This window comes from Stenotrophomonas thermophila, assembly GCF_001499715.1.
Lineage (GTDB): Bacteria > Pseudomonadota > Gammaproteobacteria > Xanthomonadales > Xanthomonadaceae > Stenotrophomonas > Stenotrophomonas hibiscicola.
In genome coordinates this window covers 147,543-168,130 of record NZ_CVIW01000001.1, presented here as the reverse complement: position 1 = coordinate 168,130, position 20,588 = coordinate 147,543, and the positions used below count along the sequence as shown (strand labels likewise).

Annotated in this window: 14 protein-coding genes and 1 pseudogene; 5 read left to right on the top strand and 10 right to left on the bottom strand. The window is 67.0% G+C overall.

The window, feature by feature from the left end:
- Positions 1 to 34: 34 nt before the first annotated feature.
- The gene (locus BN1263_RS00745) at positions 35 to 652 is read right to left on the bottom strand and encodes a DUF4126 domain-containing protein (RefSeq protein WP_058978870.1); all 618 of its coding nucleotides are present in this window, start codon (positions 650 to 652) and stop codon (positions 35 to 37) included.
- 179 nt (positions 653 to 831) lie between these two features.
- Between BN1263_RS00745 and BN1263_RS00740 the strand changes: the two genes are divergently transcribed.
- The 5 genes and pseudogenes from BN1263_RS00740 (at position 832) to ampE (ending at position 4,567) form a co-directional block, all read left to right on the top strand.
- Positions 832 to 1,575: a DUF6776 family protein gene (locus BN1263_RS00740; RefSeq protein WP_058978868.1), complete on the top strand. Its 744-nt coding sequence runs from the start codon at positions 832 to 834 to the stop codon at positions 1,573 to 1,575.
- Positions 1,576 to 1,579: 4 nt separating this feature from the next.
- A complete protein-coding gene (locus BN1263_RS00735) occupies positions 1,580 to 2,044 on the top strand; it encodes a bactofilin family protein (RefSeq protein ID WP_006398829.1) in 465 nt (154 codons plus the stop codon).
- Between the two features lie 31 nt (positions 2,045 to 2,075).
- The gene (gene erpA, locus BN1263_RS00730) at positions 2,076 to 2,468 is read left to right on the top strand and encodes an iron-sulfur cluster insertion protein ErpA (RefSeq protein ID WP_005419789.1); all 393 of its coding nucleotides are present in this window, start codon (positions 2,076 to 2,078) and stop codon (positions 2,466 to 2,468) included.
- Between the two features lie 160 nt (positions 2,469 to 2,628).
- Positions 2,629 to 3,533 (top strand): annotated as a pseudogene (gene nudC, locus BN1263_RS00725) (NAD(+) diphosphatase).
- Positions 3,534 to 3,679: 146 nt separating this feature from the next.
- Entirely contained in the window at positions 3,680 to 4,567 is an 888-nt protein-coding gene (ampE, locus tag BN1263_RS00720; RefSeq protein WP_058978866.1) for a regulatory signaling modulator protein AmpE, read from the top strand.
- Positions 4,568 to 5,259: 692 nt separating this feature from the next.
- Here the strand turns inward: ampE and BN1263_RS00715 are convergent.
- The 9 genes from BN1263_RS00715 to BN1263_RS00675 form a co-directional block, all read right to left on the bottom strand.
- The gene (locus BN1263_RS00715) at positions 5,260 to 5,685 is read right to left on the bottom strand and encodes a DUF2752 domain-containing protein (protein WP_049468614.1); all 426 of its coding nucleotides are present in this window, start codon (positions 5,683 to 5,685) and stop codon (positions 5,260 to 5,262) included.
- A gap of 43 nt (positions 5,686 to 5,728) precedes the next feature.
- The gene (locus BN1263_RS00710) at positions 5,729 to 6,007 is read right to left on the bottom strand and encodes a CD225/dispanin family protein (protein WP_005419785.1); all 279 of its coding nucleotides are present in this window, start codon (positions 6,005 to 6,007) and stop codon (positions 5,729 to 5,731) included.
- A gap of 34 nt (positions 6,008 to 6,041) precedes the next feature.
- Positions 6,042 to 6,329, bottom strand: coding sequence for a CD225/dispanin family protein (locus tag BN1263_RS00705; protein ID WP_005411297.1), 288 nt, complete (start codon positions 6,327 to 6,329; stop codon positions 6,042 to 6,044).
- A gap of 182 nt (positions 6,330 to 6,511) precedes the next feature.
- Entirely contained in the window at positions 6,512 to 8,401 is a 1,890-nt protein-coding gene (locus tag BN1263_RS00700; protein ID WP_058978864.1) for an MFS transporter, read from the bottom strand.
- A 98-nt stretch (positions 8,402 to 8,499) separates the two neighbouring features.
- Positions 8,500 to 9,294: an SDR family NAD(P)-dependent oxidoreductase gene (locus BN1263_RS00695; RefSeq protein ID WP_058978863.1), complete on the bottom strand. Its 795-nt coding sequence runs from the start codon at positions 9,292 to 9,294 to the stop codon at positions 8,500 to 8,502.
- Positions 9,295 to 9,435: 141 nt separating this feature from the next.
- Positions 9,436 to 11,613, bottom strand: a complete 2,178-nt coding sequence (gene yccS, locus BN1263_RS00690) for a YccS family putative transporter (RefSeq protein ID WP_058978861.1) — start codon at positions 11,611 to 11,613, stop codon at positions 9,436 to 9,438.
- 183 nt (positions 11,614 to 11,796) lie between these two features.
- A complete protein-coding gene (locus BN1263_RS00685) occupies positions 11,797 to 13,854 on the bottom strand; it encodes a TonB-dependent siderophore receptor (protein WP_058978859.1) in 2,058 nt (685 codons plus the stop codon).
- A gap of 299 nt (positions 13,855 to 14,153) precedes the next feature.
- Positions 14,154 to 17,276 (bottom strand): efflux RND transporter permease subunit, encoded by a 3,123-nt coding sequence (locus BN1263_RS00680; protein ID WP_058978856.1) that lies wholly within the window; start codon positions 17,274 to 17,276, stop codon positions 14,154 to 14,156.
- 31 nt (positions 17,277 to 17,307) lie between these two features.
- On the bottom strand, positions 17,308 to 20,541 hold the full coding sequence (locus BN1263_RS00675; protein WP_058978855.1) for an efflux RND transporter permease subunit: 3,234 nt from the start codon (positions 20,539 to 20,541) through the stop codon (positions 17,308 to 17,310).
- Between the last annotated feature and the right edge of the window lie 47 nt (positions 20,542 to 20,588).

Below are 20,588 nucleotides of genomic sequence, written 5' to 3'. Positions count from 1 at the left end.
GGTGTTCGCGTCCATTATGCGACAAGCCCGTGGTTCAACCGGTACCTGGCTGGCGCGGACCGTCCGGCGACGCACTGCGTGCCAGCCAGCGCACGCCCTTCCACAAGGCGCGCCAGACCAGCCACACCAGCAGCGCGCCCGCCAGGCTGCAGGCCAGCACCACGATCAGCGCGATCCACGGGTGTGCCAGGGCCAGGGCCAGGCCCCCGACCACCACGGTGTCCTCGGCGGTGGAGGCCACCCAGTTGCTGGCGGGCTCGGGCGAGGTATTGAGCAGGGCACGGGTGCCGGCTTTCAGGCCATGGCTGGCCAGCGCGACTCCGGCACCGGCAGCAAGTGCGCCGGTACCCAGCTGCCCATCCGGCGACAGCGTGGCTGCGGCAAGGAAGGCACCTGCGGGTACACGTGCCAGGGTCTGCACCAGGTCCCACGCCGAGTCCACGCCGGGAATCTTGTCGGCGAAGAATTCGGTCACCGCCAGCGCCGCCGAAGTGCCCAGCACCCACCACGATTCAGTAGCCTGCAGGGCCGGTGGCAGGTCGACCCAGCCGAGCAGGCCGGCCAGGCCGACACCGAACACGGTGAGGTAGACGCGGATGCCGGCCAGCCAGGCCAGCAGGATGCCGATCACGAACAGGTGGGCTTCGGTCATGGCGATGCTCCGGCGACGGAACTGTGCAAGGGACCACACTATCGACGATGGCATGCCTGAACGCCACAGACCGTGGCTCGCTACTGCGCAGGAAACCCACCCGTCCTGTCATACACTAGCCCGTCGTTTGCCACAGGGGCCGTACCGGTGTCGCCCTTGCGATACCCCGGAAACCACCCATGACCAACCGTCCTCCCATGCGCGTGCAGGTCCGCCTGCCCGGCGCGCCGCAACCGCCTGCCGACCGTGGCCGCCTGCTGGTGATCGGCGGCATCTGGCTGCTCAGCCTGGTGCTGGCGGTGCTCGGCGGCTGCTGGATGGCCACCCCGCGCGATGCCCAGGGCCAGCGCCTGCAGGCCGCCGAGAAGCGTGCCGAGACGCTGCAGGCGCAGCTGACCGAACTGCGCCAGAAGCAGGCCACGCTGGAAGCCTCCGACCGCATCAGCCGCGCCGCCAACACCGAGGTGCAGTCCTCGCTGGCCGAGCGCGATGAGGAAATCGCCGGCCTGCGTGCCGACGTTGCCTTCTATGAGCGCCTGGTGGGTTCGACCAGCCAGCGCAAGGGCCTGAACACCCATTCGATCGAGTTCAGCCCGGAAGCGGCCGGCACGTGGCAATACACCGCCGTGCTGACCCAGAACCTCAACCGCGGCGCCATCAGCCAGGGGCAGATGCGCTTCACCGTGGAAGGCGTCAGGAACGGCAAGCTGGCCACGATCAGCTGGGATGATCTGCACCAGCGCAGCAAGGTACCGGGACAGGATTACTCGTTCCGGTACTTCCAGCAGCTCACCGGCAGCGTGATGCTGCCGGCTGACTTTACCCCGCAACGCGTGCGGGTGACATTGGGGAGTGGTACGGGGGGTACCACCCAGGTATTCGACTGGAAACAGGCCGGTGCGCCGGCCGCCAAAGGGGAGTAGGCAGATGTTCGGAAGCAGCAAATCCAACCGTGAAGGCCAGCTGGTGGTGGATGCCCTGATCGGCAACCAGGTGGTGATCCGCGGTGATGTGGAATTCAGTGGTGGCCTGTACGTGGAAGGCCGCATCCATGGCAAGGTGATCGCCGCCGAAGGCGCCAGTGGCGCGACCCTGACGGTCGCCGAGCACGGCGTGATCGAGGGCGAAATCCGGGCCCAGGTGGTGGTCATCAGCGGTCGCCTGGACGGCGATGTACACGCCACCGAGAAGGTCGAGTTGACCCCGAGCGCACGGGTCAATGGCAACGTCCATTACCAGGTGGTGGAGATGAATGCGGGCGCCCAGCTGAACGGCCGCCTGATCCATGCCAGCGCCCCGATGGCGGCCCTGCCGGCGCCGGAAGGCGATGAGGCCAATGGCGGCAAGGGCGACACTGCTGCACGCCGCAAGCTGGCCGAGGCGATGGCTTGAAAGCCATCCCCGGCACCCCCATGCTGGCATCATGAGCACGCTAGTCTCCCTGCCCGGCGCCACTCCGGTTGCCGCGCCCGATTACCAATCGCTGGAGCGCCCGCTGAACTTCACCGAGTCGGCGGCCGCCAAGGTCAAATCCCTGATCCAGGAAGAGGGCAACCCCGACCTGGCCCTGCGTGTGTACATCGAGGGCGGCGGCTGTTCGGGCTTCCAGTACGGGTTCGAGTTCGACGAGAACCGTGCCGAGGATGACTTGGCGGTACAGACCAGCGGGGTGACCCTGCTGGTCGATCCGCTGAGCCTGCAGTACCTGATGGGCGCCGAGGTGGACTACACCGAGAGCCTGACCGGTGCCCAGTTCGTGATCCGCAACCCGAACGCAAAGACCACCTGCGGCTGCGGCAGCAGCTTCAGCATGTAAGAGCCCTGTGGCCAGGATGTGCCAACCACGGTTGGCACCCACCAGAGCGGATCAGTAGATCCACGCCGTGCGTGGATGCTCTGTGCCTCCATGCACACAACAGCAGATTGCGCACAGCGCCGACCTTGCCACCCGCATCGATTGGCGGCACGCTTGCCGGATGCCCAATACTTCTTCGCCGCTTTCCGGTTTCGCCTTCGTTGGCGAACCGCTGGAGCGCGCCGATGCCCTGCGCGACGATGCCGATGCACTGGCGCGCCTGTGGCCGGGCGCGCGCATTCTCGTGCTCGATCAGGACGGCAGCGCCTTTACCGGCGATGACGGCCAGCCGCTGGCGCTGACCGGCGCCGACATCGGGGGGGGCCCGGCTCCGCGATCTTCCTCGGCCTGCGCGGGGAACAAGCATGGTTCTCGGTTGAAGCCGCCAGCGTCACCGTCACCGCACCACGTCGCCTCGACCTGCGCCAGGCCGCGCTGCTGTGGTCGATGGCCGATGCGACCGCCTTCAGCTATGCCCGCGGCATGTCTTACTGGCACTCGCGCACCCGCTTCTGCGGTGTGTGCGGCGGCGCCGTGGCGTTTGCCCGAGGCGGCTTCGTCGGCCGTTGCGCGCAGTGTTCCACCGAGCACTACCCGCGTGTCGATCCCGCCGTGATCGTCGCCGTGGAGAACCAGGGCCGGCTGCTGCTGGGCCGGCAGTCGAACTGGGCCCCGCGTCGTTACTCGGTGCTGGCCGGCTTCGTCGAACCCGGCGAGACGTTCGAGCAGACCGTGGTGCGTGAAGTGCACGAGGAGAGCAAGGTGCGGGTGACCGCCTGTCAGTACCTCGGTTCGCAGCCGTGGCCGTTCCCCGGCGCGCTGATGATCGGTTTCCGTGCACAGGCGCAGGATGACCTGCCGACTGTGGATGGCGAACTGGAAGACGCGCGCTGGTTCACTGCCGATGAGGTTGGCGCAGCATTGGCACGCGATGTGGACGACGATGGCCAGGGCATCCGCCTGTCGCCGCCGATCTCGATTTCGCGCGGCCTGATCGAACACTGGTACCGCGAGCAGCAGGGCTGAACCGGGCTGCGGCCGGGCCGGTTGTGGCCGCTGTATTGCCGCCACCTGAACACGGCCCGGGTTACAGTCCGGTTCACCGCTGAGGGGCGCCGCTGCGACAGGTAAGGTAACGGCGCCGAGCGTTCCGTTTCGTAGGGAGACCTGCCATGTTCACCACTCTGGCCGCCGTGCTGGTGGCACTGGCCCTGGGCCATGTTGCCCCGGCCGCTGCCGCCTCGCTGCGCCGTTTCGACGGCTTCCGGCGCTGGCTGGGCTGGCTGGACGCGCATGGCGGAAAGGCGTGGCAGGGACCGGCCGGTGTTGCACTGGCACTGCTGCCGCCGCTGCTGCTGATGGCGCTGCTGGCATGGCTGCTGCGCGGGGTGCTGTTCGGGCTGCCGTCGCTGATGCTGGGCGTGGCGGTGCTGGCCTGGTGCTGGGGGCCGCGTGATCTGGATCGTGATATCGAAGCGATCATCGATGCGGACGACGCCGCAACGCGTCAGGCCGCCGTGCGCAGCCTGCAGGCGGCCGGTGGCAGCCTGCGCGAAGACGTGCCGTCGCTGGTCGAGGCCACCGTGCTCAACGCGCTGCGGCGCTGGTTCGCGGTGCTGTTCTGGTTCCTGCTGCTGGGCCCGGCCGGTGCGCTGGGGTACCGGCTGCTGGCGCTGATGGCGGAAAGCCCGATGCGTGCCCGCGTGCCGGTGGAGCCGCTGGCGCTGGCGCAGCGCCTGCTGGGCTGGATCGAGTGGCCGGTGGCGCAGCTGATGGCGTTTTCGATGGCGCTGGTGGGCAACTTCGATACGGCGTGGAAGGCGTGGCGCCAGGCGCATGGCGAGCGGCTGGGCGGCACCATCGGGTTCCTGGGCGCGGGGGCGCGGGCCAGCGTCAACGCCGAGCTGCGCGAAGATGCGCACGATTACACCGAGGCCGGGCTGTTGCCGGTGTGGCAGCGGCTGCCGGACCTGCGTGATGCGATGAGCCTGGTGTGGCGGATGCTGCTGCTGTGGCTGGCGATCCTGGCGTTGCTGGTGATAGCAGGCTGGGTGACGTAGGTGTTCTGGCAGGGCTTGCAGCCCTGCACCTGCAGAGGCAAACGCCAAAGCCAAAGCCAAAGCCAAAGCCAAAGCCAAAGCGGCTCTGGGTTGCTGAGGGTTGGGCGGGGCGGTGTGGGGCTGCAGGACACGCCGTAAACCCCCAGGCCGGCCCAGCCGCTGGCGGCTGGGCGTTCGGGCGCTTGCGACGCAGTGCCTCGCAAGCAAAGCGCCCTCACCCCTGGGGGCTCGATGGCGCCATCCATGGCGCCAACGGTCCTGCAGCCCCACACCGCCCCACCCCCGACAGTTCCCGGTGACGGTGGGTCAACTGCGACTGCCGGTGGGTGTCGACCTTGGTCGACACGGTAGATCCACGCCATGCGTGGATGCGGAGCGAAGCGATCCGCTTTCGCTTCTGATCTTCTTCTTCTTTTCCGTGGTGGACGCGCACGGAAAATGTCCGTGGCCGGGCGGGATGGGTTTGAGGGGGTGTCCGCGGCATGGGTCCGAGGCATGCCTCGGGCGGGTTGGGCAGGACGCCCAACCCTGGTCTTGCCGTGCGCGCAGGACAGCGCACACGAGCAAGCCGCGGCCACGCCTCCACGGACGGATTCACGGCGTCCCCCGCAAACCCGTCCCGCCCGGCCAACCCCAAGGCTTCTGCCTTCAAACGCCGCCCACCACGAGGGGCTGCGCCGTTGGCTGGAATCCTAGACCGGTGCCAGTGCGGTGAACGGTGCCCACGGCAGGTTGCGCAGCAGCGCATACCCGGGCAGCAGCCAGAGCCAGAACGTGGGATTGGCCAGTACCCGCATCAACGGGTCGAGCACGCGCGGGCGGATGCCGGCGGTATTCAGCAGCATCAGCAACAGGAACGGCAGGCTGATGACCAGCAGCGGGTTCATCGCCATCGCGCCGGGAAGGTCGAAGTGGACCAGCGAATACAGGCAGCGCGTGCTGCCACATCCCGGGCAGTACAGGCCCGTCAGCGCGTACAGCGGGCAGCTCGGCAACGGATTGCCGGCGACATAGGGATTGACGTTGCGCAGCACCAGCGCGGCACCGGCGGCCAGTCCGGTGGCGGCCAGCAGCGGTGCCCAGCGGGCCAGTCGGGATCGGGAGGGCAGTGCGGACATGCAGCAACGGATCCGGCGCAGGCGCCGGATCCGTCCACGCGGATCAGTAGCCGCTGTTGCTCATCGCACCCATGCCGCCGAGAGCGACGATCAGGATGCCGTACAGCACGCCGACCACGACGGCGGCGATGGCCGACCAGATGGCCCACTTCTTGGCCTTGGCCGAGGATTCCTGAGCACCGGCGATATCGCCAGCGGCCAGCTTGCCGTTGACCTGGGCGGCGTAGACGATCGAGACGATGCCGGCCGGCAGGCAGCAGAACAGGGTGCTCAGGATGGCCCAGACCAGGTTGTTCGGGACCTGCGGAGTGGCGGTATTCATGGGTTCAAGCTCCTTGATGGGTGGTGGTGGTAGATCATTGGTCGGAAAGAGCGCCCAGTACGGCCAAGCCGCCGAACAGCCCGAGCCACAACAGCAACAGGACCGGCAGGGCCACGGCCGAAGCCACTGCCCACCAGCCCGCCTTGCGCGACGCGCTGTAGGCCCCCGGCAGATCGCCAGCCGCGCGGCGGCCATCGACCTGGGAGGCATAGACGATCGACACCACGCCCAACGGCAGGCAGCAGAACAGCGTCGTCAGGATCGCCCAGACCAGATGGTTGGGGATGTAGACCGGACGGCTGAGCGGTGGTGGTTGATTCAAAGCGAGACTCCATTCCTTGGTGGCCGGCCTTGGTGAATCGGCCGAACCTCCCCCCTGTGGGTGCGTAATCTACCGCAACCGGCGTTGCATGTATGCGTTTACACGCACGGCATGTCGTGTTCGCCACTGGACGGTGGCGTATGCGGGGGAGGTTGCCGGGCCTGCCTGTCAGTCCGATTCTGTCAGGCGTGATCGCCGCGCAGGCCCCGCACCTGGGCTTCCAGCGCCTGGGCGTTGGTGGTGTGGCCGTCCATGGACGGTGCCGCCACTACCTCGACGGTGGCTCGGAAACGGCGCGGCACCCGCATGCGGCCGAGGCGGCTGTCGCGCCGGCTCCACATGCTCGACCACATGCCGCGCAGGGCCATCGGCACCACCGGCACCGGCCGCCGTTCGAGGATCTTCTCGACGCCGGACTTGAACGGGGCGATTGCACCATCCTTGGTCAGTGCGCCTTCCGGGAAGATGCAGACCAGCTCGCCTTCGGCCAACGCGGCGTCGATGTCATCGAACGCGCGTTGCATCAGCGCCGGGTCTTCGCGCGCACCGGCGATCGGGATCGCCTTGGCGGTACGGAAGATCCAGCGCATCACCGGGATGTTGAAGATCCTGTAGTACATGACGAAGCGCACCGGACGCGGAATCGTCGCCGACAGGATCAGTGCGTCCATGTAGCTGACATGGTTGCAGACCAGCAGCGCGGCACCTTCGTCGGGCACGTTGGCTTCGATGCCGTGCGGGCGCAGCCGGTACAGGGTGCGCACCATCAGCCAGCTGAGGAAGCGCATCAGGAATTCGGGGACGATGGTGAAGATGTAGATCGCTACCAGCGCGTTGGCGATGGCCAGCGCCAGGAACTGCTGCGGGATGCTCCAGTGCAGCAGCGTGTGCGCGGCCAGCGACAACAGGGCTGCGCCGACGATGAAGCCGGAATTCTGGATGTTCAGTGCGGCGAACACGCGCGACATCTGCGCCTTCGGCGTGCGGCTCTGGATCAGCGCGAACAATGGCACCACGAAGATACCGGTGAACAGGCCGATGCCGATCAGGTCGATGACGATGCGGATGCTACCGGGCTGCTGCAGGAAGGTGCCGATGGTCAACCCGTGCGCCGTGGCCTCGCCGCTGCGCGCGAAGTACAGGTCGAGCAGGAACGCGGTCATGCCGAACGCGCCCAACGGCACCAGGCCGATTTCCACCGTGCGTGCCGACAGCTTTTCGCACAGCAGCGAGCCGACGCCGGTGCCGACCGAGAACAGGGCCAGCGCAAAGATGTACAGGGTTGGTTCGCCGCCGAGGTTGGTCACCGCATAGGCCGGCAGCTGCGAGGTCAGCACGGTGCCGACGAACCAGAACCAGGACACGCCCAGGATTGAATTGCGCACCGCCTTCTGCTGGCGCGCCATGCGCAGCACCGCCAGCGATTCCGGCAGCGGGTTCCAGTTGATCTTCAGGTCCGGGTCGCCGGCATCGACCTTGGGAATCAGGCGGGCGGCGATGTTGCCGCAGATCGCCAGCGCGATGATCGCGCACGCGGCCACCACCGTGCCATGGCTGCCGGCCACGGTGAACACCAGGCCGCCGACGATCATGCCGGACAGGATCGACATCGAGGTGCCCATCTCGACCAGGCCGTTGCCGCCGGTCAGCTCTTCGGGCTTGAGCACCGAGGGCAGCACCGAGTACTTCACCGGGCCGAACAGGGTTGACTGCATGCCGGTGCAGAACAAGGCGACCAGCAGCACCGGCAGGCTCTGGGTGAGGAAGCCGATGGCCGCCAGCGACATGATCACGATCTCCATGGTCGTGGTGATCACGATCAGTCGCGATTTCTCCAGTTTGTCGGCGATCTGCCCGGCCAGTGCCGAGAACAGGAAGTACGGCAGGATGAAGATGGCCGGTGCCAGCGTGGCGTACAGCCCCAGTTCTTCCTCCGGCACGGCCATGAACAGCAACATGCTGATGATCGCCTGCCGGTACACGTTGTCGTTGAACGCACCGAGCGCCTGGACGACGAAGAACGGCAGGAAACGGCGCTGGCGCAGCAGGGCGAACTGGTTGTGACCGGACATGGAACCTCCTTGACCGGCGCAGCCTAGCATTCCTGCCTATCCGCTGTGGGTGCGGACCTGTGGGTGAGGACCGTTGGTCCGCACACCTGTCGATGGTCTCAGACGATATCGTCGACCACGCCGCCATCCACGCGCAGTGCTGCACCGGAGGTGGCCGAAGCCTGCGGCGAGGCCAGGTACACCACCATGTTGGCTACTTCCTCGACCGTGGCGGTGCGCTGGATCACCGAAGACGGCCGGTGTGCCATCACGAACTCGCGGCCGATCTGCTCCAGCGGCTTGCCGCTGCGCTGGCGTTCATCTTCGAACATCGCCGCGAAACCGTCGGACAGGGTCGGGCCGGGCAGCACCGCGTTGACGGTGACGCCACTGCCGGCCACGCGCTTGGCCAGGCCGCGCGACAGCGACAGCTGCGCGGTCTTGCTGACCCCGTAGTGGATCATGTCGGCGGGAATGTTGCGTGCCGATTCGGAGGAGATGAACAGCACGCGACCCCAGCCGGCATCGACCATCGCCGGCAGCAGTGCCCGCGACAGGCGCACACCGGACATCACGTTGGTCTGCCAGTAGCGCTCCCAGGTGGCATCTTCGGTCTCGAAGAAGTCCTCGGGGCCGAAGACGCCGGCGTTGTTGACCAGGATGTCGACCTTGGGCAGGCCGGCCAGCAGCACATCGACGCCGGCCGCATCGGAGAGATCGGCGGCCACGCCGATCACCTCGGCACCCGGAACGGTGGCGAGCAGGCGCTGGCGGGCGCGTTCGACACTGTCGGTGCTGCGGCCGTTGAGAATGACCCGCGCACCCGCCGCGGCAAGACCCTGGGCGATCGCCAGGCCGATGCCGGCGGTGGAGGCGGTGACCAGCGCGGTGCGGCCGGCGAGTTCGATCTTCATGGGGGATTCCAGTACCAGGGGATCACCCAGTATCCGCGCGGGAACGTGATCGGGACGCATCGCAAGGCGCAACACACGGTTGCACACGGTGCAGTAGATCCACGCCACGCGCGGATGGGATGCCCGACCAGCGACAAGGAATCAGGTCAGGTTGGTCACTGCCTCATTGGCCGCTGCACGCACCTTCGGCAGCATCCGCAGCACCAGCGCCATCTGGGTACGGATCAGCTGCAGTTTCGGCGGCATCGCCTCGTCGATCTGCTCCAGCTCGGCGGCCACCGCGCGGTCTGAGTCGTTGTCATCTTCCGCAACGGGTTGCCGCGCGGTCAGCGCCGTCGCCAGCTGCTGAAGTGCCTTGCGCACGCGATCGCCCGCGGCCAGCGCCAGTGGATCGCCAGCATAGCTGTCCACCTGGTCGCGGTGCGCACCCAGCGCCGACAGATGCCCCAGCAGCGTGTTGGACAGCGCCAGGAAGCGGAAGCCGGCATCCAGATTGCGGCGCACATGGCCGGGTTCGCGCAGCATGTTCGACAATGCGGTGGAGAGCGCGGCGTCGGCGTTGTGCATGTCGCGGCGGGCGATGCGGTAGGCCAGGTCATCGCGCATGCCGCTGCGGTACTGGCCCAGGACCGAATCGAGGTAGCGCGCAGCGGTATCCAGAACCCGCGCCAGCACGAGGTGCAGCTGGCGGCCCTGCCAGTCGGGCAGGATCAGGAATGCGGCGACGGCGGCGATCGCGCAGCCCAGCAGCGTATCGACCATGCGCGGCACGATCAGCACGAAGCCGTCGCCGATAAGGTTGAAGCAGGTCAGCGCCATCACCGTGATCGCCGCCGATGCCACCAGGTAGCGATCGGTACGGGTGAAGAAGAACAGCAGCGCCGACAGCAGTGCGATCAGCAGCTGCACGTGCAGCTGTGGGAACAGCTGCAACAGCGCCCAGGTCAGTACCAGGCCGGCCACGGTGCCGACGATGCGTTGCGCCAGGCGCTGGCGGGGGGCACCGAAGTTGGGCCGGCACACGAACACGATGGTCAGCAGCACCCACGAGCCGTTCTGTGCATTGAACAGGCGTATCGCGGCAAAGCCGGCGATCAGCGCCAGCGCCATGCGCAGGCCATGGCGGAACAGGACCGAGCCGGGCGTGAGCTGCTGGCGCAGGCGCACGCCCATCTCGCGCAGGGTGTGCGGGTTGCTGTCGCGCAGGCGGGTGTCGACGTTGTCCAGACTGGCCTCGGATCGCTCCGCGTCCAGCAGGCGGCGCTCGATGCTGCGCAGGTTGTGCACCAGCAGGTCCAGAGAACCAAGCAGGCGCTGCCACTGTGGGCGCTGCTGGTCACGCAGGTAGGCCAGCGCATCGGCCAGGTCGCGCCCGGCCTGCTGGTTGCTTTCGCCGTACACGAACGGACGGCGCAGGCGGATCGCTTCGCCCAGGCGCGCGCAGGCCTGGCCCTGCAGGTCGAGCAGGCGCTGGCAGCGGTACAGCACATCGCTGTGGAAGAAGGCGTCGACCAGCGCGCCATAGGGGTAGTGCGAGGAACTGGCGCGCTCGTGGAAATCCTGTGCCATGTAATAGAGACGCAGGTACAGACCGGAGTTCACGCCCGGCCGCCCGGAACGGCCGAAGCGGGCCAGGATCGCGGTCTTGGCCTCGTTCAACGCGCCGACCACGCGCCGGTTCTGCTCGGCCAGGTCGAGTTGGCGACGTTGCAGGTCTGCTTCCCTCACCGGCTCGAACAGCGCGGCCTTCAGCTGCAGGTAGCGGCCCAGTTCCTGATACAGCCGCGCCACGCGTTCGCGCACCGGACGGTTGGCGAACAGCGCGGTCCACAGGATCGACAGCAGGCCATACCAGACCGCACCGGCCAGCAGGTGGCTGACCGCGTCCAGCGCGCTGTGCAGGTCGCCGGCGCCATGCTGCTCCAGGCCGATCATGGTGTAGATCGCCAGCGTCACCGTCGCTTGGGCGATCGACGCATAGCGCTCGCCGAGCGCACCGAGCAGGGTCAGGCCGAAGGTGGACAGCGCCAGCGCGCCAATGAAGATCCACGGCCACGGGAACAGCCAGATCACCGATGCTGCGGCAAGGCAGAAACACAGCAGCGACAGCAGTACCGCCTTGGTGCGGCCCCACCAGTTGTCGTCGGTCTCGGCGATGGCGCTTGCGATGATGCCGAGAAACACGCCGGGCAGGGCGGTGAGCGCATCCAGCTGCCAGCACACGGCAAGCGCTGCGGCCAGGGCGATGAACACGCGCAGGCCGTAACTGGCCTTTTCGTGGGCCCACAGGCGGCTGAGGCGGGATTGGCGGGCGGACATGCAGGCTCGGTGGAAGGGTCTTCCACCATTATTGCGGGCCACGCGTGAAATGGTAGATCCACGCCACGCGTGGATGATTTTCCGCTCGATACGCGGTAGTGCCGGCCGTTGCCCGGCTCTTCATGTGCGCGGACGAAGGTGCGAGGAGCCGGCCGGCGGCCGGCACTACGGGGTTGCCGGGGGTTACATGTCGAACCGAACGCTCACCGCGAACGTACGCGGCAGGCCGGCGCCAGCGTTGGACCAGTACTTCCGGTTGGCCAGGTTCTCGACGCTGGCACGCAGGGTCACCAGGTGGCCCGAGGCAAGCAGCCGGTAGCCGACGCCGGCATTCACCAGCGTGTAGTCGGGCAGCTTCAGGGTGTTGTCGGCGTCGTACCAGACATCGCCGTAGTAGCGCACGGCCGCATACGTTTCCAGGCCGTCCACCCACGGCAGCTGGTAGGTGGCATGCATGACGCCGCTCCAGCGCGCGGCACCGGCGGTACGGTTGCCTTCCTGTGCGGCGCTGGCCGGCGACAGCCTGTCGTAGGTCGGGTCCAGCCAGGTGACGCCACCGCCGACCGTCAGGGCATCGTTGAGGTGCAGGTCGGCACTGGCTTCGATGCCTTCGTACAGCGTGATGCCGTCCTGCACCAGGCGCTTGCCGGCAGGCGTGAGCTCATCGATGTTGGCGCCACGCTCCAGCCGGAACGCCGCGAGGTTCGCATTCCAGCGTGCCCCCTCGACCTTCGCGCCGATCTCGTACTGCTTGCTGATGGTCGGGTCGAGCACGTCGCCGGCGTTGACGTAGCTGTTGCCTACGCGGCTACCGGCTTCCAGCGATTCGATGTAGCTGGCATACAGCGTTACCGCCTCGCGGGGCTTGAACATCACCGCGTAGGTCGGTGTGACCGGGTAGGTGTGGTAGCGGCCCCTGGCCTCGTAGTCGTTGTAACGCCAGCCTGCCAATACCGACCAGCCACTGCCGAGATCGACGGTATCGCTTGCGAACACGGCCTGCTGCACGGTCTCGTCGCCGCGGGTCATCACCCGTGAACCGACGGCGTCATGACGGAGGGCGGGGCGCTGGTACAGGTTGCCGCGGCCGATCAGGTTCCATTCGTAGGGGCGGTCCCATCCCAGCCCGGTCTGGTGGCTGATGCCCGCAACCACCTGATGCTGCAGCGGGCCGGTGCGGAAGCTGCCCTGCAGCATCGCCTGGGCCAGCTTCCACTCGCTCTTTCCGCCCAGTTCGTAGACGTTGACGTCATAGTCGCCGTTGGGATTGTCGATGTAGGCGAAGATCTTGTTGACGTCGTTCCACGAGGTGGTGACGCCGTAACTCAGGCTGGCTTTCCAGTCGCTGTTGATCTGCCAGTTCAAGCCGGTCGACAGCAGGCTGGATCGGGTGTCGTAGTAGGTGCCGGGCACGCTGTTGTCGGTACCCCCGGCAATCGGTCGCGGCAGCGATGTCAGGCCACGGAAGTAGTACTGCGGCGATTCTTCGCGCAGATCGCGTGACTGGAATACGCCGTCGAGGGTCCAGGTCAGTACATCGCTCAGGCGGGCATCCAGCGAGAGTGCGCCAACCTTGCGATCGACGTGCCCACCATTGAAGGTCTCGCCCTTTTCCTGGAAGGCGTTGAAACGGTAGCCGAACATCTGCTCGTTGCCGAAACGTCCGCCAACGTCGATGCCGCCGCTGACGATGCCCTGTTCACGCCAACCCAGCTGGGCGGAGAAGGTCGGCGTGTCCGTCGGCTTCTTGGTGATGTAGTTGACGATGCCGCCGGGTGCACCGAACCCGTACAGGAAGCCGCCCGGGCCTTTCAGCAGATCGACCTGTTCCATCACTTCCAGCGGCCATTCGGTACCCCAGGAAGAGACCTGCAGGCCATTGACGCGATAGCTGTCAAAATTCAGTTCGATACCGCGATTGCGGATGGGTGAGCTCCAGCCGCTAGCGTAGGCGCTGACCTGGGTGGTGACCGAAGGGTCGAGCAGGAAGGCTTCGCCCAGCGAGACCACCTGGCGCTGCTCGATCTGCTCGCGGCCCACCGCGGTGATTGCAAACGGAGTGTCGCGCAGGGCGCGGTCGCCCAGTGCGCCGGCGTCGGTATGGGTGCGTTCGGCGGTGACATTCACCGCATCCAGATCGGTGGCGTTGCGGCTGACGGCCGGCGCTTCGGCATGGGCAGCGCCGGCGGCGGACAGGGCGGAGGCCAGCAGGGCCAGGCGGGGGAGACGGGAAGGCAGCATCGATGGTGGTCCTCGACGGACGGCCACAGGCCATCCGCCCACGGGTGGGGGAAGGGGCAGTGGCTGGGATCACGCAGGCTGGCCGGGGAAGGCAGCGGGGCGCCGCAACGGGGCGCAGGACCGTAGCTGGATGAGAATTGTTCTCTTTTCGTTACGGCACGTCAAACCTGGAGGCGTGCGGACCAACGGTCCGCACCCACGGTCCGTACCCACCATTCGCATCCACGGTAGTGCCGGCCGCTGGCCGGCAGATTCGCAGTACCGAGAAGTAGATCCACGCCATGCGTGGATGGGCTCTACTACGCCCGCTGCGCGCGCTTGAGCAGCTTCGCTTCGCGCCTGCGCGCGCGACGTGCGCGCCAGCGTTCGGCCAGGCACGAGAAGATCACGTACAGCGCCGGCGTGCTGAGCAGGGTCAGGCTCTGCGAGAACAGCAGGCCGCCGATCATCGCGATGCCCAGCGGACGACGCAGCTCGGACCCTTCGCCCAGGCCGATCGCCAGCGGAACCGCCGCAAGGATCGCCACCATCGTGGTCATCATGATCGGGCGGAAGCGCACGATGCTGGCCTCGCGTGCCGCATCGCGCGGCGCCAGCCCATGCTCGCGCTGCGCCACCAGCGCGAAGTCGATCATCATGATCGCGTTCTTCTTGACGATGCCGATCAGCAGCACCAGCGCGATCATCGAGATCACCGACAGCTCGGTGTTGGTGCCGAACAACGCCAGCAGCGCACCCACGCCCGCCGCCGGCAGCGTGGACAGGATGGTGACCGGGTGGATCAGGCTCTCATAGAGCATGCCCAGTACCAGATATACGGTCAGGATCGCGGCGAACACCAGGATCAGCATGTCGCTGGGATCGGAGTTGAAGCCGAAGCCCGCGTCGTCGGCCAGGCGGATGTCACCGGGCATGCGCATGCCGGCTACGGTGGCGTCGATGATCGCCTTGGCTTCGCCCATGCTCACGTTCGGAGCAAGGTTGTAGCTGAGGTCCATCGTCGTGTACTGGTTTTCATGGGTGATCTGCGACGGTGCCAGGCCGGGCACCTGGGTGGCCACCGCGGTGATCGGTACCATGTCGCCGTTGCCCGCACGCACGTAAACCTCATCCAGCGCCGCCGGCGTGGCGGTCTGCGAGGGCAGGGCGTTGACCACCACGCTGTACTGGTTGATGTCGGAGTAGATGGTGGAGATCTGGCGTTGGCCGAAGGCGCCGTACAGCGCGCCGTCGATGGCGCCGACCGTGATGCCCAGGCGCGCAGCCTTGGCCCGGTCGATCTGGATGTTCTGGCGCAGGCCGGCGTTGTCCACATCGGTGCCGACGTCGCGCAGCTTCGGGTTCTTCTTCAGCTCCGCCTGCAGCTTGGGCAGCCACTCCTGCAGTGATGCCAGGTCGTTGCCCTGCAGCGAGATGCGGTACTGCGCGCCCTGGCTTGAGCCGCCGCCGTCATTGCTGGGCAGATCCTGGATAGCGCGCAGGCGCAGTTGCAGGTCGGGGTAGCGGTCGGCCTTGGCGCTCAGCCGCGCCAGGGCGTGCGCGGTGGTTTCGCGACGGCCTTCCCTGCGCGATTTCAGCTCGATGTTGAACTGCGCACTTGACCCCTGGCGGCCGCTGCCCAGGCGAACGCCCACGGTCTTCACTGCCGGGTCGGCCATCAGCATGTCGGTGATGCGACGCTGGCGGCTGACCATGTCCTCGAAGGAAACAGTGGCGCTGGAATTGGCCCGGCCCCAGATCAGGCCGGTGTCCTGCGGCGGGAACGCACCCTTCTTCACTGCACCGAACAGGAAGATGGTGGCGGCGATCAGCAGCAACGGCGTCAACGACAGCAGCAGCGCGTGGCGCAGCGAGAAGTCGAGGAACACGGTGTAGATGCGCAGCATCCGCTCGTGGCCGGCATCCAGCCAGCGGCCGAAACGCGACGGCGGCGCGCTGTGGTCGTGCGCACTGAGGAAGCGGCTGCACAGCGCCGGGGTCAGCGTCAGCGAGACGATCATCGAGACCACGATCGCCGCCACCAGGGTGACGGTGAATTCGCGGAAGAACGCACCCATCATGCCGCTGGCGAACAGGAGCGGGATGAACACCGCCACCAGCGAGGCGGTGATCGAGACGATGGTAAAGCCGATCTCGCGCGCGCCGGTGAGCGCCGCCTGCATCCGCGGCATGCCTTCGTCGAGGTGGCGCATGATGTTCTCGATCACCACGATCGCATCGTCGACCACGAAGCCGATCGCGATCACCAGCGCCAGCAGGCTCAGGTTGTTCAGGGTGAAGCCCATCACGTACATCACCAGTGCGGCACCGGCCAGCGACAGCGGCACGGTCACCGCCGCGATCAGGGTGGGGGCCAGCCGGCGCAGGAACAGCGCCATGGTCAGCACCACCATCGCCAGGCTGATCAGCAGGGTGATCTGCACTTCATGCAGCGACGAACGGATGGTCGGCGTACGGTCGAAGTACGGCGTCATCGTGGTGCCGGGCTGCAGGTAGTCGCGCAGGGTGGGGATCTGCGCCTTGACCCGGTCCACGGTCTCCACGATGTTGGCGCCGGCACGGGTGAACACGTACATCACCACCGCCGGTTTGTGGTCGAACCACGCGGCCTGGTAGGCATCCTGCTGGCCGTCGTAGACGTTGGCGATGTCCTTCAGGCGGATCACCCGGCCATCGCCCTGGGTCTTCACCACCAGGTCGGCGAAGTCGGCTGCACGCGCGACCGAATCGTTGGCGATGATCGCGGTGGTGGTATTTCCATCGCTGAGGAAGCCGGTGGGCGAGGTGACATTGGCTGCGCGTACGGCGTTGCGCAGATCATCGGCAGTCAGGCCCAGCGCGTTCATCAGGCGCAGGTTGACGTCCACGCGCACGGCCGGCGTCGAGGCACCGGCGATGTCCACCGAGGCCACGCCGCTGATCTGGCGGATGCGCTGTGCCAGCAGCGAATCGGCGACGTTGTAGAGCTCGTCGGCCGACTGCGTCTGCGAGGTCAGCGCAATGGCGATGACCGGGTCGTCGTTCGGGTTTGCCTTCTGGTACATCGGCGAGCCCATGCCCGAGGGCAGGTCGGCCTGCGCCGAGTTGATCGCGGTCTGCACGTCCAGCGCGGCCGAATCGATGTCGTGGCCGCTCTGGAAGATCATGAACACCAGCGAGCTGCCGTCCGAGCTCGACGAGCGCATGCGGTCGATGCCCGGCAGCTGGCCGAGGTGGCGTTCCAGCGGTGCGGTGACCGTGGACGCCATGGTTGCCGCATCGGCGCCGGACTGGCTGGCGTGCACGAAGATCACGGGGATCTCGATGTTCGGCAGCGCCGACACGCCCAGGCGCAGGTAGCAGATCAGGCCGACCATGAACAAGCCGATGGCCAGCAGCGCGGTGCCGATCGGGCGGCGGATGAAAGGGCCGGACAGGTTCATCGTGCGGCCTCCCGCAGCAGCGGGGCGTGGATCATGCCTGCGGCTCCTGCAGCGAACCATTGCGCAGCGCGCGCTGTTCGCGGCGGCGCGCCAGCCACTCGGAGAAGCGCTCCATGTACAGGTAGATCACCGGCGTGGTGTACAGCGTGACCAGCTGCGACAGCAGCAGGCCGCCGACGATGGCGATACCCAGCGGGCGGCGCAGCTCCGAACCGATGCCGGTGCCCAGCGCCAGCGGCAGTGCGCCGAGCATGGCTGCGGCAGTGGTCATCATGATCGGGCGGAAGCGCAGCAGGCAGGCGCGACGGATCGCGTCATGCGCGTTGGCACCGGCGCGGCGCGCCTCGATCGCGAAGTCGACCATCATGATGCCGTTCTTCTTGACGATGCCGATCAGCAGCACGATGCCGACGATGCCATCCACCGACAGGCTCAGCCCGCACAGCATCAGCGCCAGCAGCGCGCCGACACCGGCCGGCGGCAGGGTGGAGATGATCGTTATCGGGTGGATGTAGCTCTCGTAGAGCACGCCCAGCACGATGTAGATCACCACCAGCGAGGCCAGCAGCAGCCACACCACATCGGTCTGGCTGCCGGTGAACTCGGCTGCCTTGCCGATGAATTCGGCATGCAGATGTGCCGGCATGTCCAGGCTGTCCTTGGTCTCCTGGATCGCTCGCACCGCTTCGGACAGCGAATAGCCCGGCGCCACGTTGAACGACACCGTCACCGCCGGCAGCTGCTGCTGGTGGCTGACCACCAGCGGTGCGCTGCTCACCTTGCCTTCGGCCAGCGCCGACAGCGGAATGATGTTGCCGGCGCCGACCGTGATGCCGGTGTTCTGCGCGCCGATGCCGGTGGCGGTGGACGAGTTGGAGGAGGTGACCTGGCCGAAGCTGGTGGCATTGGTGCCGGTCAATGCGCCGGCGCCGTTGGAGGCGACCGCCAGCTGTTCCATCAGCGCGGTGCTGGTGCGGAACTCCGGTGCCACTTCCAGCACCACGCGATACTGGTTGAGCTCGGTGAAGATGGTCGAGATCTGGCGCTGGCCGAACGCATCGTAGAGCGTGTCGTCGATGGTCTGCATCGGCACGCCCAGCACGCTGGCCTTGTCGCGGTCGATGTTCAGCTCCAGGGCGCGGCCCTGGTTGGACAGGTTGTTGTCGACGTCGGCCAGTTCCGGGCGCTTGCGCAGCGCTTCGGTCAGGCGCGTGGCCTGGGTCGCCACCGTCGCCGAATCCACGTCCGACAGCGAGTACTGGTACTCGGTGGCGGCCACACGGGTATCCAGGGTTACGTCCTGCACCGGCTTCAGGTACAGCGCCACCCCCGGAATGCCGGCCACTGCCTTCTGCAGGCGCGGCAGGATCTCCTCCAGGCCATCGCGCTCGCCGCGTTCCTTCAGCACGATCGACAGCTGGCCCTGGTTGAGCGTGGGGTTCATGCTGCCGGCGCCGATGAAGGCCGACACGCCGGTCACGTCCGGATCCTGGCGCAGCGCTTCGGCCACCTGCCTGGTGCGCTGCTCCATCTGCGGGAAGGCGATGTTCTGGTCGGCCTGCACCACGCCGGTGATCAGGCCGGTGTCCTGCTCGGGCAGCAGCCCCTTGGGAATCAGCACGTACAGCAGCACGGTCAGTACCAGCGCGCCACCGGCCACAGCCAGGGTCAGGCGCTGGTGGCCCAGCACCCAGTCCAGGCTGTGCTCGTACAGGCCGACGGTGCGCGTCCACAGGTTCTGCTTGCCGGCCGCTGCCGCGCGCTCATGCGCGTCCTCGCCCTCGGGCAGGGCATCGGGCTTGAGCAGGTAGGCACACATCATCGGGGTGAGCGTCAGCGAGATCAGCATCGACAGCACCACCGCGATGCTCAGCACCCAGGCGAACTCATGGAACAGGCGGCCGGTCACACCGGGCATCAGCAGCAGCGGCAGGAACACCGCCACCAGCGAGATGGTCAGCGACAGCACGGTGAAGCCGATCTGGCGTGCACCGATCTCGGCCGCTTCCTTGCCGCTCTTGCCCTGTTCGATATACCGCACGATGTTCTCGATCATCACGATCGCATCGTCGACCACGAAACCGGTGGCCACCACCAGCGCCATCAGCGAGAGGTTGTCCAGCGACATGCCGGCAAAGGCCATCACCGCGAAAGTGCCGGCCAGCGAGAGCGGTACCGCCACCGAGGGAATGATCGTGGCCCACAACCGGCGCAGGAACACGAAGATCACCGCCACCACCAGGCCGATGGTGAGGATCAGGGTGAACTGCACTTCGTGCACCGAGGCGCGGATGGTCTCGGTACGGTCGTTGAAGATCTCCAGGTGCACGTCGGCTGGCAGCACGCCCTGCAGCTGCGGCAGGATCGCGCGGATGCGCTCGACCGTCTGCACGATGTTGGCACCGGGCTGGCGCCGCACTTCCAACAGCACCGCCGGCTTGCCATCGGCCCAGGCGGCGAGCTGGTCGTTCTCCACGCCATCGACCACCTCGGCCACGTCCGACAGCCGCACCGGGCGGCCGTTCTTGTAGCTGATGATGGTGTCGCGGTACTCGGCGGCGCTGGCCAGCTGGTCGTTGGTGCCGATGCTGTAGGACTGGGTCTTGCCGTTCAACGAGCCCTTGGGCGCATTGACGTTGGCCTGGGTGAGCGCGCTGCGCAGCTGTTCCAGGGTCAGGCCCATGTTCGACAGCTGCGCCGGATTGACCTGGATGCGCACGGCCGGGCGCACGTTGCCGGCAATCGAGACCAGGCCGACGCCCTGCACCTGTGACAGGCGCTGGGCCAGGATGGAGTCGGCGTAGTTGTTGACATCGCGCAGCGGACGCGTGTCAGACGTCAGTTTCAAGGTAACGATGGCCGCGTCAGCCGGGTTCACCCGGTTGTAGACCGGCTGGTAGGGCAGCGACGAGGGCAGGGTGGCCTGGCGTATCGCCGCCTGTACGTCCTGCGCGGCGATGTCGATGTTCCGGTCCATCGAGAACTGCAGGATGATCGTGGACAACCCGGCAGACGAGTCGGAGGTCATCAGCTCCAGCCCGGAGATCTGCCCGAACTGGCGCTCCAGCGGCGTGGTGACCAGCGAGGCCATGGTGGTGGCGTTGGCGCCGGGGTACTGGGTGGTGACCACCAGGCTGGGCGCATCGATTTCCGGCAGCGCCGACACCGGCAGCTTGCGGTAGCCGAGGATGCCCAGCAGTAACAGGCCCGCCATCAACAGCGAGGTGGCGATCGGGCGGCGGATGAAGATCGTCGAAAAGCCCACGGACTGATCCTTGCTGGCACTTCAATGTCGGCGCCGACGAGCATGCC